The following is a 16530-nucleotide window of genomic DNA, read 5'->3' on the forward strand; positions in this document are numbered from 1 at the left end:
GCACTTTTAAGAGAGACTTACAAATGGATTAAGTAAAATCCGATTACCAGTCCGCGTAGGGAATGAGCGGCTGTGGCGGTAAGTCCATATCACCCTGCCAGCCTGCGGCGGAGTAGCGTACATAGAGCAGCGCATGGCTTGGGGTATAGTCTTTCGCTTCCTGAATATCCACGCCAAGACCCACAAACCAGTTGGACGTGACCCGGCGCTCGACAATGGCCCGCGCGGTATAACCGGTGCCTGAGGAGCTGCTGCCGGTTTCCATCGCCCCCCTGTCGGTGTAGCGGCCTGGCTCATCGACGGGAATGAGTCCCTGAAGGGGATAGCGCAGCACATCGTTGGTTTTGGAGTGAGACCATGAGACAGATCCGCCCAGCTCCCAGGACCAGTTCTCCGTGCGTTTACGCCAGGTGACCGGCAGCGCAAAGGAGACATATTCCTGCGGGCTATAATAGCCGCCCTGACCCAGGGTATAGCCGCTCAGATCTTTATCGTAGTGCCAGAGCATGTTAGAGACACCGACAGTCAGGCGCTCGTTGTTTTTATTAATCAGCTTGTAGTAGTAACCGGTCATCCAGCGGACGCGCCAGTTATCCTCTACATTTTTCCCGGTCAGCGATTCCGCGTTCAGGCTTGACCAGATGCCGTTCGCCTCGCCTTTATCGTAGCTGATGCTCACGCCACCGCCGGTGGCGCGCACGCCGCCCCAGGTGGTGCCGGTATTGGTGTCTTTTTGCCCGGCAAAGGCCAGCAGAGAGCTGGAGATCGGGCGACGGTGGGCGTTAACGGTGTAGCCGATGGGACCGAGATCGTTGCTGTAGCTCACCCCGCCGACCACATCCACTACGTCAAAGCCCATTGGCGTGGTGCCGATATCCCATGCCCAGGTTTTATTCTGCCAGCCCACGGCCACGCTTGCGCCGTTTGACGTCTGACTGGTGTTGCCGCGACATGGCGTTTCGGCACAGGTCCCCCATTTGGGATCGTAGGTGCCGTTGTTAGTGGCAAACGAACCGGCATCCATATTGACCAGATCGCTGCGGAAGAACATCCGTCCATCAGAGAGCGGCGCATCCACCTGCAGCATGGTGGTGTGGGCTTTGAGGTCGGAGTAGCCGCCGGTACCGCTGGATCCCCAGTAGTCGTGCTGCAGCGTAACGTTAACATCCTGCTGGCGATACAAATCACCGGCATCGCTACGCACGCCGCGCTTCAGCCAGTCATCTTTTTCGTCGTTACGCGTCAGGCGCGTAAAGGTGTCATTGTCTGCCGGACGGGTGGTGGTGATGCCAGAGGAGACCATGGCATCTTTATAGGTCTCCAGCGCCTGCTGAGGCTGGCCGTTTTGCGTCTGAAAACGTGCCGCATCACGCAGCACCAGCGCGTTTTCCATTGATGCAGGCTGTGATTTTGCCTGCGGAATGATGCTGTTGAACGTCTTTTCTGCGGCAGCAGAATCACCCAGCCCCGCCTGCGCCATCGCGATGCGGCGCTGCATGTTGAGCGACAACGGCTGGCCATTTTGCGTCGCAGGCAGTTTCGCCAGTTCGGCACGCGCAGCGTCTTTGTCGCCCTGCGCACTGTAGATTTCGGTCAGGCCGAGGATCGCATCTTCGTTTTGTGGCTCGCGCTGCAACACGCCGCTGTATGCCGTTTTTGCTGCACTGAGATCGCCCCGCTGCTGCGCCCAGTCCGCCAGGGTTAAATCGATACGGGTAGAAGCAGGTTGCTGACGAAGAAGATTTTCCGCCTCCTGCTCTTTGCCGCTGTCGCGCAGGCGATTGGCGGTTTCGAGCACCTGATTACTTTGCAGGCGGTCGGCAAGCTCCTGAATATTGCCGTTCCACTGGCTGCGCGGCAGCGTCTCCAGATGGGCCAGCGCGGCACGATCCTGGTCGTTACCGGAAAGATAGAGCCCGTTGGCATACACCTGATCCGGGTCGGTCGGTTTCTGGCTGGCAAGCTGACGCATCAGGGTATCTGCCTGACTGCGCTGGCCTGCGCTGTAGAGATCGCGCGACAGGCGATAGGTGATCCATACGTCGCCTGGAGAGAGCGCCAGACGACGACGCTGAACCTCGGCGGCCTGGGCGTATTTGCCCTGGTTCTCCAGCTGCTCGGCCTGGGCGGAGAGCTGTTCGTTGGTCAGGCTACGTTCAATATCATCAATGCTGCGACGCTGACTGGCGGAGAGCGACTGGATAAACTGCGAGGCTTTCTCCGGCGACTGTGCGCGATAAATATTGGCCAGTCCGCGGACCGCGTTACTGTTGCCGCTGTCCATGCGTAATGCCTGCCGATAATAGCGCTCGGCGGCGTCGTTATCTTTACGTGCCGCTGCGGCATCACCCAGCCCCAGCACCGCATAACTGTCGCTATTGTCGATAGTGCGCGCCTGTTGATAATAGCGCTCCGCCTGTGCCGGGTTATTCGCTTTCAGCGCCGCATCCCCCTGCTGGATCAGCAGCCAGTAACGGTTCACCTTCAGCAAGCTGTCCCATTTGCCGCGGTTATCGCTCTGCGGATCGAGGGCGATCGCCTTTTCAAACTGTGCCACCGCGCGAGCACGGTCGCCTTTCTGGGAGTACGCCTGGCCCAGCGCGCCAATGGCTTCGCTGTCGGCATGGTTTGCGCTGACCGCCTTTTGCAGTTCCGCCACCGCCTTATCACCCTGTCCGGCATCCACTGCCGCCAGGCCTTGCGCTTTCGCACGGAAAGTTGGATCGGCGAGCTGTTTTTGCTGCGCTTCAAGCTGTGAACGCGCGGCGGTTACGTTCTCACCGTCACTGAATACGCTCAGGTACTTTTGCAGCGCGGAGACGCTGGCACTGCTGACAGGCTGGTCTTTGATCTGCGCATACCACATATCCGACGCCTGGCTGCGGCCATTGCTGGATTTGGCCATCTCCTGCAGCACCGCAAAGCCTTCATCACGGCGCCCGGTCTGGAACAGCAGCTGGGCCAGCGTCGACTGCAGCTGCGTATTGCCGGGGCTGCTGCTGTTAATCTTTTTCAGTTGATTAATGGCCGCATTGCGGCGGGCGGGATCTTTCGCCACCACATTCCAGTATTCTGTTGCCACGTCGCCGCCCGGCGGGTTGCCGTCGAACAGCTTGTCATAGGCGGCAATCGCCTCTTGGGTATGGCCTGTCGTGGCGAGTAAGCGAGCCTGCTGTAACTGCTGGCGGCCATCCGGCGTGGAAAGTAGCATCGTGTTGCGCGAGGACTGGTACGCGCTGGAACCGGGGGCGATCCCTTTCAGTCTATCCAACTCTTTTTGTGCGCCAGCGTTGTCGCCCTGACGAAGCAGATAGCGAAAACGTGCCGCAATAACGTCAGGGTTGTTCGGGTCGATCAGCTCAAGACGATAGAGCGACTGACGCACCAAATCTTCACGCTGCGTCGATTCCCCCAGGCGCACCTGTTCCAGCAGCTGTTGCTGCTGTGGAGAGTTGACGGCCTGAGCCAGCGGCATCAGCGCCAGGCCAAGCGATAAACTGAGTAGATTTACTGTGAACTTGCGCATTCCTGGCCCCAATCCGGTATTAATTCACCTTTTGTGGTGAAACGAAAACGATGCTGATCCCATCCTTGTCCAAAGAGAGTCAGTACATAACTGTAGTAAGCATTATTATCAGGAAAGTGGTCAGCCACGCGCTGGCGCTGGACGGCCTGCGCATCACGCTGTTGTAAAAAAGGCAGCATGGCGGCAGAGAAGCCGACCGGGCCATTGCCCGTGCGTGCTCCACTCACCACATTCACTTTTTCCGGTGGTACACCCTGTTTTGTTGTGGTGGCGGCCATCGGCCTGAAGCGCGCCAGCAGCCGGGCTTTTTGAGGATCGTTATCGTTCATCATCCCCACCCAGAGATAGACGCGGATGGCGTCATATCCCCCCACCAGCGGCGGCTTCTGCTGTAACCGCCAGCCTTTGTTTTTCTGGTATTGCACCCAGTCCGGTGAAAAACCTTTCGGCGCACTCTCCAGCAGCAAGCGCAGATTGGTCTCACGCAGGGTGGTCCACGGGGCGCCAAAACGCGTGAAGTAGCTTGCGAGCTGTGGAGGAAGATAGCTGGGATTAAAACGCCAGGCGTTCTCATCGACAAAGCCAACTTTACCGGGCAGCAGCATCAGACCGAGGCCAGGTACTTTCACCACTTCTTCGCGGGCGATGCGCTCGAGTAGCGTCTTGCCCGTACGGGTATAGTCAGCGTCTTTCCATAACCGCCCCGCTTCAAGCAGGGACCAGGCGATCCAGATATCGGCATCCGAGGCGGAATTGGTATCGATAACCGCCCAGGTGTCTTTGTCTTTTTGCCCCCATAACCAGGCGGGGAGCGTGTCGTCGAGATGCCCCCCGGCAAGGTTATCCCGCGTCCATGCCAGCACCTTGTCGAACGCTTTACGGTCATTCGCGGCGAGGGCAAAGAACAGCGCGTAGCTTTGCCCTTCCGAGGTAGTGATTTTACGCGTGTCGCTGGGATCAATGACCCGCCCGCCCTCGCTGATGTAATCCTGTTTAAATTTCTCCCAGGCAGGCCAGGTACAGGCGGCGCGCAGAGGCGCCGCTGCCAGCATCAACGCAATGACACACCAGCGAAAGGCTTTCATCACATCTTACTCATGATCCGGATTCAGGCGACGACGGCTGATGATACGCAGCAGACGCCACAGCACCCAGGCCAGCAGCACCACGCTGACGGCGGCCAGGATAGCGAGCAGAATCGGATGGTTAGAGAGCGCATACCACAGACGTTCGAACCATGGCAGATGCCCCACATAGTACACATCGCCTACGCGCAGGCTGTTCACGCCCGACTCACGGATCACCGACACAGAGCCGAACATCGCGGCACGTTTACCGCTGTCGTTCATCGCACTGTTGAGCAGTTCGTAGCCACGCGGGCTGTCTGCGAGCAGGGCAATCACGCTACGCTGATCGTTATACGGTGACTGGAAGCCGACCACGGCCGCCATCGCCCCCTGAGACGTGACAGCCGTCTGCGCGCTGGCTTTACGATCGTTGATATCCGGCATGATGCTCGGGAACTCGGTCTGACGCAGCGGCGTGTTAACCCAGGACTGGGCTGCCTGAACCAGCAGATCGATACGCTTCTCATCCTTCAGCTTATCCGGGATGGAACCGATCACCATGATGTCCGCATCTTTGTTCTGAATTTGAGTGCCATCATCCGTCAGGGTAACGTTAATCGCCGGCAGGCCCGTTTGCGCGCCTACGGTCGCCATGGTGTCCAGCAGCGTCGTCACCTGCCCTTCATTTGGTGCTTTTGGCATCACAACAATGGATTCAGACAGGTCCGCCATACGGCTGAACGGGAAGCCCGCGTTAGCAAATGCCCGCAGATCCGGCATGGCGAGGAAGTGATAGTACTTCGAGAAGTCGATGGTCGATTCATCGCCAATCACGACATGGTTCTGCACCGGCTGGAAGGTGATGCAGTTGTCCACCGAACCGCCCGGCATTGGATTCATGTACTGGAAATCAAAGCGCAGCTGGTTTACCGCCCCGAGCTTCAGCGCCGGGATGGAGACATCGGTTTTACCATCCAGCAGCCCCTGCAGTACCGGCAAACGCAGCAGCAGACGGTTCGTTTCCTGATTACTCACCAGATTAAACGACTGCAGGAACTGGTTATTCAGGCTGATATCCATGCGCGAACTGTCTTTGGTTGACGGCGCGGTGTAACGATAGTTCATGTTCATATCGATACCGGTGGTGCGCAGCAGATACAGGTCCGGCGGCAGGTTCAGCGACAGGCTGACAGGAGACGGCTCAATCCCTGTCGACTGCAGCTGCTCTTCATAGGTTTTCAGCTCGCCGAAGGTGACGGCGCGGTCGGTACGTACCCAGTTTGGCGCGTCATAAGGTTTACGTGCCAGCAGCGGCTTGACCTCATCGACAACCACGCTACTGCCGCGGAACAGGATATTCCCCTGTGCAATCGCTTTTGCCGCCTGCACCAGGTCTTTCTCATCACGCCCGAAAACCACCAGCAGTTTCACATACGGGTTATCCGGGTGGCTTATCATCTCAATGGTCGGCGCTTTGACATCCGGGTGCTCACGCAGGAAAGCAGGACGCTTCGCGTTGGTCGCAAAGATGATGGCATTTCTGTCAGGGATCTTGTCATACACAACCGGGAAGTTCTGCCCGCGCCAGCCGGAACGGGAGCCGAACCAGGAGGCCACGATGGTCGCTGCCAGTTGCTCCGTGACGTCCGGTGAGGATGCAAAGACCATCGGCAGGTTTAACGGGCGATTATCACGCGGATCGAAGAACGGCACCGGGAACGCGGAGAGATCGTTTTTCAGCGCCAGCGACTGGTAGGTCATCTGCAGAGATGAGTTACGCCCGACATCCATCCACAGCGTGTTGCTGGCCGGGTTTTCGCAGACGTCACGGTAGTGGCCCACGAATTCCAGACGGATACGGTTAAAGTCGGTGATAAACAGCGGGTTGATCGGCACCTGAGCCAGGGTTTTCTTACCCAACTGCTCTTTGGTGACCGGCAGCACGTCCATCAGTTCGTCATTCAGGTAGACCTTCAGCTGAGACTGGGTCGGCAGCAGCGAAGGAGAAGGGGTATATTCCAGGTTCAGCACCGCCTTCGACACAACCTCATCGCTGCGCATACCAAACTCAACGCCGCCTTTAGGATTGACGCCGCGCAGCACCATGCTGCCCGGAGGCGGCGCAATCTGCGCAAAGGTGAGCTTCACGTCCCGCGACGGGGCATTCTCTGTGACAACAGGCGCATTAGCCCCCGGAACGCCCGGCATCACCTGCCCCACAACCTGCGCGTCGGCCGGCAGGGTATTTCCCGCTGTCGGCTGGTTGGGAACGAGATTTTCTGTTTGACCGGGCGCCGCGGTGACAACCGGCTCGGTCGCTTGCGACACCACAGGCACCGTAGGAGCTGGCGTGGCCGCGGCGTTATCAGGCGCTGCGTTAGCCATTGTTGCGGGGAGCGTACTCATCCCCATTGCCACTGCACATAACCAGGAAAGTTTTGTTTTCATCGCGTTATCATCATTGTTGAGCCATAACCGGGTCCGCCTGCTTCGCCTCATCCCGCTCAGGACGACGAGGAATGAACGACACGACCCAGGAAACCAGCGAAGTAAGTGACCGGAAAATTATTTTCACCGACGACGGGGCAAATTCTGCAAGGTGACGATAGCCACGGAACCCCAGCTTCAGAATATCCAGCAGGCTTTCCAGAGGCTTATCTTCCGGGAAGCTGTCCTGCCAGAGAGCCCACGTATCCGCGCGGGCAAACGTACACTGCACAAAATCAATATGTTGCTTCCTGGTCAGCGGCATCAGTTGCAGACCCACTTCATTGCCTGCCACACGCACAACCTGTGTCGGGAAGACATACTCCTGCTGGCCACGCTTAAGCAACAGGTTAACCTTCTGCCCTTCCAGCACCTTCGCCTGTCCGTTGATTTTGATACCCAGACCACCGTCGGAGAAGTCATGAACGGTACAGGAGAAGAGATGACCATCTTCACGGGCTATCGCCGCAGGCATGCTGATTTCAACACGATGCGCGCGACGTACCTGCTTGCTTTCCACCGACACCGCCACCGCGCCGCCAAGGATAATCAGGTTGTAAAATACCCATGCCATACTGACGAACACCGTCAGGATTTCGTTTTCCGGACCGTAGAAGTAGCGCCAGATACCGGCAATCACCCCCACAATGTTCAGCAGCACCAGGAAGATGTACGGACGGGAGATCACCCAGTCGACATACTCCTCTTCCACCAGGCCACCCTTCGCGGTGACGTTAAACTTGCCTTTATGCGGGTTAATCAGCGCCACCATCGTTGGCGGCGCGATGTACCAGGCCAGCACCGTTTCGTAGATTTCACTCCAGAATGAGTGGCGATACTTGCCCTGAATCTTCGAGTTGGTCAGGCTCGCGTGGATCATGTGCGGCAGAACAAACAGCGCAATCATCAGCGCGGGCGCGTAGATGATATAGGCGTGAAGAAGCAGGAACGCCAGCGGCGCGGTCAGGAAGATCAGCCGCGGAATACCGGATAAGAAGTGGAACATGGCGTTGACATAGCACAGACGTTGCGCCAGCTTGAGGCCTTTACCCAACAGCGGGTTATCAAGACGGAAAATCTGTACCATCCCGCGCGCCCAGCGAATACGCTGGCCGATATGCGCCGACAGGGATTCCGTCGCCAGACCGGCCGCCTGAGGGATACGCATATAGGCCGAGGTATAGCCGCGACGGTGCAGGCGTAGCGAGGTATGGGCATCTTCAGTGACCGTTTCAACCGCGATGCCGCCAATTTCATCCAGCGGTTTACGGCGGATAACCGCACAGGAACCGCAGAAGAAGGTCGCATCCCACATGTCGTTGCCGTCCTGCACCAGGCCATAGAACAGCGTGCCTTCGTTCGGGGTCTTACGGAAACGGCCGAGGTTACGTTCAAACGGATCCGGCGAGAAGAAATGGTGCGGCGTCTGCATCATCGCCAGCGCTTTCTCTTTCAGGAACCAGCCCATCGTCATCTGCAGGAACGAGCGCGTCGGCACGTGGTCGCAGTCAAAGATGGAGACAAACTCCCCTGTCGCATACTTCAGCGCGTTGTTGATGTTCCCGGCTTTGGCATGTTCGTGAGAGGTGCGGGCGATATACTCAACGCCCACCTCCTGCGCGAACTCACGGAACGCGGCCCGACCGCCGTCATCCAGGATCCAGATTTTGAGCTTATCTTTGGGCCAGTCGATACCCAGCGCGGCGTAAATGGTATTTTTCACCACGCTCAGATCTTCGTTATAGGTCGGCACAAAGAGATCGACAGTCGGCCACTGCGACGTATCTTTTGGCAGCGGAACCGGCTGGCGGTTGAGCGGCCAGATCACCTGGAAATAGCCCAACACCAGCACAATCCAGGCGTACGTTTCAGCAAACAGCAGCACCAGACCGCATACCAGACTGACCGGGTCATCCCAGTTCAGCGTTGAGGTATACCGCCACCAGATGTAGCGGCAGGAGACGGTCAGTGATAACACAATCAGCATCAGGGCGGAGAAGCGCCCCGGTATACGCCGCACCAGCAGCGCCACGCCCCACAGCAGGATCAGGAAAGTGAACTGCGCCAGCGGGTTAAAGGGTTGCGTGATACAGACCAGCGCCAGAATGAGCGAGAAGACTACAATCACGCCCAGAATAAAACGCCGTAAACCCGGGTGCAGATGCCCGAGTTCTTTATGGTTATCCAGATGGCTGGTCTTATCGCCCACGCGGTCAGGCAGCCTGTCCAGCCACTGATGATAGCGTTCGCGTAAAAGCTGGACCCGGCTGAAGCTGCGCCAGTGCGGCGTCTTTTTCTCCTGCCGCGGCGACGTAACCACCAGCCAGATGGCCTGAATGATGTACCGCGCCGGATCTAACGGCCGTGGACGGTCAGGATTAATGTGCGGATACAATTCACTGTGTCGCGCACGAATGCGCTGCCAGCGGGGGTGCTCGAGGGGGATGAACATCCAGGCCAGAATCATCCAGAAACAGCCGAACGCGGCGCTAAATGCCGAGGCACCATGCCGGCGATAATGCCGGTAATGGTCGCTTAAACGCGAACTGACCGGCGGGATGAGTAACCAGCTGGCGAGTCGACTCATACCGTACCCCTGGCAGGATCCGCCTCTTGGGCGAAGTGCAGCAGACACCAGTTCGCCAGCGTCAGGATCTCTTCTGCCGCCAGCGAATCGCTACGATACTCGCCAAGTGGCTGTTTGGAGGCGAGGCATTCCGCCATCCCCTCATCACGATGGATCACAATCGGCAGCAGACGACGCTGGCTTTGCAGCCAGACCTGATACAGATCGTCCTGGATCTGGCTGCCAATGCGTAAATCGTTAATCAGGATATGGCTATTCTGTGGCAACCCCTGCTGATGTAGACGGATATGGCAATTAGCATCGACGTTCACAATGGAGAGCACGTGGTCGCACTGGGCAATCAGCTGTCGGGTCAGCGTGCCGGCACCGTGCGGCAGATCCAGCAGGATCCACTGATAATGGCCTTTTTCTTTGAGGCTCTGCAGCGCGAGTGTGAATTGCGAAAATAAACGCTGATAGGCGGCTTCATTCTCACGCTCTGTCGTGGTCAGTTGACCAAACGGCAGGAGATCGAGCTGGGAGGTGTAACGCAGACCCGCATCACGCCAGTCTTTATCATCAAGCAACGCGCGGGCCCAACCCTCTGTACGGGTAAAGTCGACGTTAAATGACATACGCAGCAAATTGTCGGCGCAGGCGTCAATCACCAGCACCGATTCACCTAAAAGCTGTAATGACCACGCCAGCGCCGCGGTAACGGATGTTGTACCCACTCCACCACGGACGCCCTGTAATCCGAGTATGGCCATCAATGGCTCCCTTATTGTTGTTGGGTAAATTCAGCTAATAACGGCCAACGTTTAATAGCCGCAGCCAACTGTTCCCGCTGGGAAATATCGGTGTAATCTATTTCAGGTAAAGAAAAGGCCTGCGTCAGCGCCAGAAAATCGTTTTGGAATGTGTAACCCAGGGTCGAATCGACTGGGGTTCCGGGTTCGTTATTATCCATTTTTTTCCATCCCTTTGAGTATCATTTTACTCTCTGAAGTCGCGAGGCTTCCTGCCCTGTGAAATTTCATTTACATGCTAAATCTGATGCTCTTTAATTTCAATGTTAGGTTTATTTCTACGCTTTCGCTAGTAAACTGATATACAGATAAATTAGACGAAAAGAGGGACACCGTGGACTCCATATTTTCTATTGGCATCCAGTCATTATGGGACGAATTGCGCCACATGCCAGTCGGAGGAGTCTGGTGGGTTAATTCGGATCGTAATGAAGATGCTATCAGTCTGGTAAACCAGACAATTGCCGCGCAGGGTAAGGACTCCCGGGTCGCTGTCATTAGTATGGGCGAAGACCCGAAGCAAATTATTACGCTTGAGCGAGACCGCGGTCCACAGACGGTACGCTTGTTTTCCATGCCGTCGGAAGTAGATAGTCTATACTATTTGTCCCGCGACATTCAGTGTTCCATCAATCCAGACCGCTTTTTATTGATTCTTAAATGTTCACATAACGCCCTGCAAAATATCCCGACGGAGAAACTGCTGCAGTGGCTGGAAAAAATCAATAAATGGGCAAAATTTCAAAATTGCACGCTATTGATAATCAATCCCGGCAGTAATAACGACAAGCTGTTCTCACTTTTAATGGCGGAGTATCGCTCGCTATTCGGCCTGGCGAGTCTGCGCGACCAGGCGGGCAGCTATCTCTACGATATTGCATTCTGGTGTAATGAAAAAGGCGTGAGCGCCAGACAGCAACTTACGCTTAAACATATTGACGGCGAGTGGCACCTTGCCCAGCAAGAAGAAACCGTGGTGCAACCGCGCAGCGATGAAAAACGGATCCTGAGCCATATTGCGGTACTGGAGGGGGCGCCCGCGCTGTCCGAAAACTGGTCCCTGTTTGAGTCCAATGAAGCGCTTTTTCATGAAGCCCGCACGACGCAGGCGGCAACCCTTGTTTTCTCGCTGATGCAGAACAACCAGATTGAAATGCTGGCACGACAAATTCATACCTTACGTCGTCAACGCGGCAGCGCGTTAAAAATTGTGGTACGCGAAAACAATACCAGCCTGCGTGCCACGGACGAACGTCTGCTTTTGGGCTGTGGCGCAAACATGGTTATCCCGTGGAATGCCCCTCTGTCACGCTGCCTGACGCTTATCGAAAGTGTCCAGGGGCAGCAGTTCAACCGCCACGTACCGGAAGATATTTCCACGCTGCTATCCATGACGCAGCCGATGAAACTGCGTGGTTATCAGAAATGGGATACCTTCTGCGATGCCGTTGGCAACATGATGAACAACACGCTGCTTCCTGCAGACGGGAAAGGGGTAATGGTTGCCCTGCGACCTGTACCGGGGATCCGCGTGGAACAGGCGCTCACCTTATGCCGCCCGAACCGTACCGGGGACATCATGACGATTGGCGACAACCGCCTGGTACTGTTTTTGTCTTTTTGTCGGGTGAACGATCTCGATACCGCGCTGAACCATATCTTCCCGCTGCCTACCGGGGATATTTTCTCAAACCGTATGATTTGGTTCGAAGACAATCTGATCAGCGCTGAGCTGGTGCAGATGCGTGCCCTCGCGCCTGAAAACTGGGTGAAACCGCTACCTGTCACGAGCGATATCAAACCGATCCTCAATGCACGGCATGACGGCCATATCTGGCGTCGGGTTCCGGAACCCCTTCGCTTATTAACTGAGAATGGGGAGAACGCACCATCATGAATATCAGCGATATCATTCAACTGGTTGTATTCTGTGCGCTGATCTTTTTCCCGCTTGGTTATTATGCACGCCATTCACTGCGTCGTATTCGCGATACGGCCAGAATGGCGTTTGGCAAACCTCGCTATGTCAAACCAGCCGGAACACTGACACGGGCAACACACGTCAAGGCAGACCGAAAACATGACTAACTCAACTTATACCGCTTCGTCACCATCGCCTCTGTGGCAATACTGGCGCGGCCTTTCCGGCTGGAACTTCTACTTTCTGGTGAAGTTTGGTCTGCTGTGGGCTGGCTATCTGAACTTCCATCCTCTGCTGAACCTGGTGTTTATGGCCTTCCTGCTGATGCCGCTGCCCAATATCAGGCTGCATCGCTTGCGTCACTGGGTTGCGATCCCGCTGGGTTTTGCGCTGTTCTGGCATGATACCTGGCTGCCGGGGCCGGACAGCATCATGAGTCAGGGTTCGCAGGTCGCCGGGTTTAGCGCCAGCTATATCCTCGACCTGACCGAGCGCTTTATTAACTGGCAGATGATTGGCGCGGTCTTTGTGCTGCTGGTTGCCTGGCTGTTTCTGTCACAGTGGATCCGCGTCACGGTGTTTGTCGTTGCCATTATGATTTGGCTGAACGTTCTGACGCTGGCTGGGCCAAGTTTTTCCCTGTGGCCTGCCGGTCAACCGACCAGCACGGTGACCACCACCGGAGGAAGCGCGGCAGCAACCGTTGCCACGGCAGGCGACACGCCGGTGGTGGGCGATATTCCAGCGCAGACCGCACCGCCGACCTCAACCAACCTGAATGCCTGGCTTTCCAGCTTCTACACCGCGGAAGATAAGCGTCAGACTAAATTCCCGGATGCACTCCCGGCGGATGCTCAGCCGTTTGAACTGCTGGTAATTAACATCTGCTCCCTCTCCTGGGCTGACGTTGATGCGGCTGGTTTAATGTCGCACCCGCTGTGGTCGCATTTCGATATCCAGTTTAAAGACTTTAACTCTGCCACCTCGTACAGCGGCCCGGCGGCCATCCGCCTGCTGCGAGCAAGCTGCGGCCAGCCATCACACAAGAATTTGTATCAGCCCGCTGGCAACCAGTGTTATCTGTTCGATAACCTGGCGAAACTGGGCTTTACGCAGCATCTGATGCTGGGGCATAACGGTCAGTTCGGTAACTTCCTGAAAGAGGTACGTGAAGAAGGGGGTATGCAGGCACCGCTGATGGATCAAACCGGGCTGCCGGTCACGCTGCTGGGCTTCGATGGCTCGCCAGTCTATGACGATACCGCCGTGCTACAGCGCTGGTTGCAGACCATTGAAAAAGACAGCAATCCGCGCAGCGCCACGTTCTATAACACCCTGCCCCTTCACGACGGTAATCACTTCCCGGGCGTGAGCAAAACGGCAGATTACAAAGTGCGTGCGCAGAAGTTCTTTGATGAGCTGGATGCGTTCTTCACTGAGCTGGAAAAATCTGGCCGTAAAGTGATGGTGGTTGTCGTTCCGGAGCACGGTGGGGCGCTGAAAGGCGACAGAATGCAGGTGTCCGGCCTGCGCGATATCCCCAGCCCGTCCATTACCAACGTGCCTGCCGGGATTAAATTCTTTGGTATGAAGGCACCGCATCAGGGCGCACCGATTGAGATCACTCAGCCAGTCAGCTATCTGGCCATCTCTGAGCTCGTGGCCCGCGCGGTCGATGGCAAGCTGTTTGTGGAAGATAGCGTGAACTGGGATCAGCTCACCAGCAATCTGCCGCAAACCGCGGAAGTGTCAGAGAATGCGAATGCGGTTGTCATTCAGTACCAGAACAAACCGTACGTTCGCCTGAACGGCGGAGACTGGGTACCTTATCCTCAGTAAGTTCTCCAGACCCTCTTCCCCCTCGGGGAGAGGAAATTATTGTTCCGCGAGCCAGACGAGCATTTTCAGGCTCGCGGAATAATAGCCATCTTCCATCCTCTAGGGCGCATACTCATTTATTCAGCGCTGCGCAGGGAGATCTCACCGCCCACCCAGGGCTTGATGACGCCATCCTGCTCCAGGAGCAGGGCACCCTGTGCATCAATGCCGCGAGAGATACCGTAGATCTCCTTATCACCAATCAGCAGTTTCACCGGTCGGTTGATAAAGTTATCGAGTTTTTCCCAGCGAGACAGGAACGATGCCAGTCCTTCCTGTTCAAAGAGAGACAGGGAGGTACGCAGCTCTTTTATCATACGCACGGCAAGCGTGTTGCGATCGATGGTGATCCCCGCTTCCTGCAGGTTAGTCCACGCCTGATTCACCACATCGCTTTGCACATTTCGCATTACCATATTGAGACCGGCACCAATGACAATTTGCGCCGCATCGCCAGTTTTTCCCGTCAGTTCGACCAGAATACCGGCAAGCTTACGATCGTTCAGGTAAAGGTCATTTGGCCATTTTACCCGTACTTTATCCGCGCCAAGTTCATGCAGAACTTCCGCCATAACGATACCAATCACCAGACTCAGACCCACTGCGGCGGCAGGCCCCTGCTCAAGACGCCAGTACATGGAAAGATAGAGGTTTGCGCCAAACGGTGAGAACCATTTACGCCCGCGACGGCCGCGCCCGGCCTGCTGGTACTCTGCAACGCAGGCATCCCCTGATTCCAGCTCGCCTATCCGCTCCAGCAGATACTGGTTTGTCGAATCGATGACCGGCAATACGGCCACGTTACCCTGCCCCATCTGGCTGCGGATGAGTTCTTCGTTCAGGAGCTGAATGGGCTCCGGCAGGCTGTAGCCTTTTCCGGGCACAGTGAAGACATCAACCCCCCAGTCGCGGAGGGTCTGAATATGTTTATTAATGGCAGCACGGCTCATGCCCAGCTGCTCACCTAATTGCTCGCCAGAATGAAACTCACCGTCGGCCAGGATGCCAATCAGGGTTAACGGGATGGTATTGTCCTTCACGCGATAGTCTCCACAGCATTCACTTCACCCGTACGACCAATGAAGCGGACTTCCGGCTCCAGCCAGACGTTAAATTTCTCACCCACTTGCTGACGCACATGGTGCGCCAGTTGCACCACGTCGTCGCTGGTTGCATCGTGTTGATTGATAAGCACCAGTGCCTGCTGACGGTGAACCGCTGCGCCGCCCACGGCAGTACCTTTTAACTGGCACTGATCGATAAGCCAACCTGCGGCCAGCTTCACGCTGCCATCCGCCTGCGGATAATGCGGGGCCGTAGGCCATTTAGCCAGCAATGCTTTCGCGTTTTCGCTGTTTATGACCGGGTTTTTAAAGAAACTGCCGGCATTTCCGTTTACTTTGGGATCGGGCAGCTTGGTCATGCGCATATGGCAAACCGAGTCAAACACATCGCGAGGGGTGACGGTTGCCGGATCGAGGCGCGTTAAATCACCATAGGTCAGCACCGGCTGCCAGGTTTTGGACAGACGCAGGCCCACAGCGACAATGACGTAGCGATCCTGATATTCATGTTTGAAGATGCTGTCACGGTAGCCAAAACGGCACTGCTCTGCCGTTAAACGCTGAGCCGTACCGGTCGCCAGCTCAATGCAGTCGACATAGTCGCACACGTGTTTGAGTTCGATGCCATACGCACCGATATTTTGAATGGGCGATGATCCCGCACAGCCCGGGATGAGAGCCAGGTTTTCCAGTCCCGGCATCCCTTTTTCGAGGGTATATTGCACCAGTTGATGCCAGTTTTCGCCGGCACCTACGCGCAAACGCCAGCTATCGGCGCACTCTTCGACCTCAATTCCCATGATGCGGTTAATAATGACCGTCCCGGCAAAATCATCGAGAAACAGGACATTGCTGCCTTCGCCCAGAATCAGTACGGGTTCGTTGTTTTCTTTTGCGCGTTGCCATGCATCCAGCAGTTGCTGGGCCGTATCGGCGCGTACAATGTGATTAGCATTCCGTTGAATACCAAAGGTATTCCAGGGCTTAAGGGAGTGGTTCATAGGCGCTATCCTGATGCAAAAACGCAGGTAGTTTACCGTATAAGCAGTACGTTGTGGGGGATTAGTTTGTGCAGCGCAGAAACGCAAAAAGGCCATCCTTTCGGATGGCCTCTTCACTTATTTGATGCCTGGCAGTTCCCTACTCTCACATGGGGAGACCCCACACTACCATCGGCGCTACGGCGTTTCACTTCTGAGTTCGGCATGGGGT

The 16530-nt window shown here is 56.3% G+C and carries 11 protein-coding genes and 1 rRNA gene; 3 read left to right on the forward strand and 9 right to left on the reverse strand.

Annotated elements, in window-relative coordinates; translation table 11 throughout:
• Positions 1–43 precede the first annotated feature (43 nt).
• From bcsC to bcsR, 6 genes are read right to left on the reverse strand one after another with little or no spacing between them, the layout of a single operon-like run.
• Positions 44–3526 carry a cellulose synthase complex outer membrane protein BcsC gene (bcsC, locus tag ACOTZF_RS23070; protein WP_129252968.1) on the reverse strand — a complete coding sequence of 1161 codons (3483 nt, stop codon included), beginning with the start codon at positions 3524–3526 and terminating at the stop codon, positions 44–46.
• Positions 3508–4611, reverse strand: coding sequence for a cellulose synthase complex periplasmic endoglucanase BcsZ (gene bcsZ / locus ACOTZF_RS23075; RefSeq protein WP_129253018.1), 1104 nt, complete (start codon positions 4609–4611; stop codon positions 3508–3510). Before bcsZ ends, bcsC begins: the two co-directional genes overlap by 19 nt.
• A gap of 6 nt (positions 4612–4617) precedes the next feature.
• Complete coding sequence (bcsB, locus tag ACOTZF_RS23080; RefSeq protein WP_129252966.1) at positions 4618–7041, reverse strand: cellulose biosynthesis cyclic di-GMP-binding regulatory protein BcsB; 2424 nt, start codon at positions 7039–7041, stop codon at positions 4618–4620.
• 10 nt (positions 7042–7051) lie between these two features.
• Positions 7052–9667 (reverse strand): UDP-forming cellulose synthase catalytic subunit, encoded by a 2616-nt coding sequence (bcsA, locus tag ACOTZF_RS23085; protein WP_029883686.1) that lies wholly within the window; start codon positions 9665–9667, stop codon positions 7052–7054.
• Positions 9664–10416: a cellulose biosynthesis protein BcsQ gene (gene bcsQ, locus ACOTZF_RS23090; RefSeq protein WP_013099219.1), complete on the reverse strand. Its 753-nt coding sequence runs from the start codon at positions 10414–10416 to the stop codon at positions 9664–9666. The genes bcsA and bcsQ overlap by 4 nt, the downstream gene beginning before the upstream one ends.
• Before the next feature lie 11 nt (positions 10417–10427).
• Positions 10428–10616 carry a cellulose biosynthesis protein BcsR gene (gene bcsR, locus ACOTZF_RS23095; protein ID WP_013099220.1) on the reverse strand — a complete coding sequence of 63 codons (189 nt, stop codon included), beginning with the start codon at positions 10614–10616 and terminating at the stop codon, positions 10428–10430.
• 173 nt (positions 10617–10789) lie between these two features.
• On the opposite strand from bcsR, the gene bcsE reads away from it, so the two are divergent.
• From bcsE to bcsG, 3 genes are read left to right on the forward strand one after another with little or no spacing between them, the layout of a single operon-like run.
• Entirely contained in the window at positions 10790–12352 is a 1563-nt protein-coding gene (bcsE, locus tag ACOTZF_RS23100) for a cellulose biosynthesis c-di-GMP-binding protein BcsE (protein ID WP_126347795.1), read from the forward strand.
• The gene (gene bcsF, locus ACOTZF_RS23105) at positions 12346–12543 is read left to right on the forward strand and encodes a cellulose biosynthesis protein BcsF (protein WP_028027931.1); all 198 of its coding nucleotides are present in this window, start codon (positions 12346–12348) and stop codon (positions 12541–12543) included. The genes bcsE and bcsF overlap by 7 nt, the downstream gene beginning before the upstream one ends.
• On the forward strand, positions 12536–14215 hold the full coding sequence (bcsG, locus tag ACOTZF_RS23110) for a cellulose biosynthesis protein BcsG (RefSeq protein WP_013099223.1): 1680 nt from the start codon (positions 12536–12538) through the stop codon (positions 14213–14215). The genes bcsF and bcsG overlap by 8 nt, the downstream gene beginning before the upstream one ends.
• Positions 14216–14331: 116 nt before the next feature.
• Here the strand turns inward: bcsG and birA are convergent, their stop codons facing one another.
• From birA to rrf, 3 genes are all read right to left on the reverse strand, one after another.
• The gene (birA, locus tag ACOTZF_RS23115; protein ID WP_129252964.1) at positions 14332–15294 is read right to left on the reverse strand and encodes a bifunctional biotin--[acetyl-CoA-carboxylase] ligase/biotin operon repressor BirA; all 963 of its coding nucleotides are present in this window, start codon (positions 15292–15294) and stop codon (positions 14332–14334) included.
• A complete protein-coding gene (murB, locus tag ACOTZF_RS23120; protein ID WP_129252962.1) occupies positions 15291–16319 on the reverse strand; it encodes a UDP-N-acetylmuramate dehydrogenase in 1029 nt (342 codons plus the stop codon). Before murB ends, birA begins: the two co-directional genes overlap by 4 nt.
• A gap of 126 nt (positions 16320–16445) precedes the next feature.
• Positions 16446–16530: ribosomal RNA gene (rrf, locus tag ACOTZF_RS23125) — 5S ribosomal RNA — on the reverse strand; the annotation flags it as partial.

Origin of the sequence: Enterobacter cloacae complex sp. SHL021 (assembly GCF_049237765.1) — a bacterium.
GTDB classification, from domain to species: domain Bacteria; phylum Pseudomonadota; class Gammaproteobacteria; order Enterobacterales; family Enterobacteriaceae; genus Enterobacter; species Enterobacter cloacae.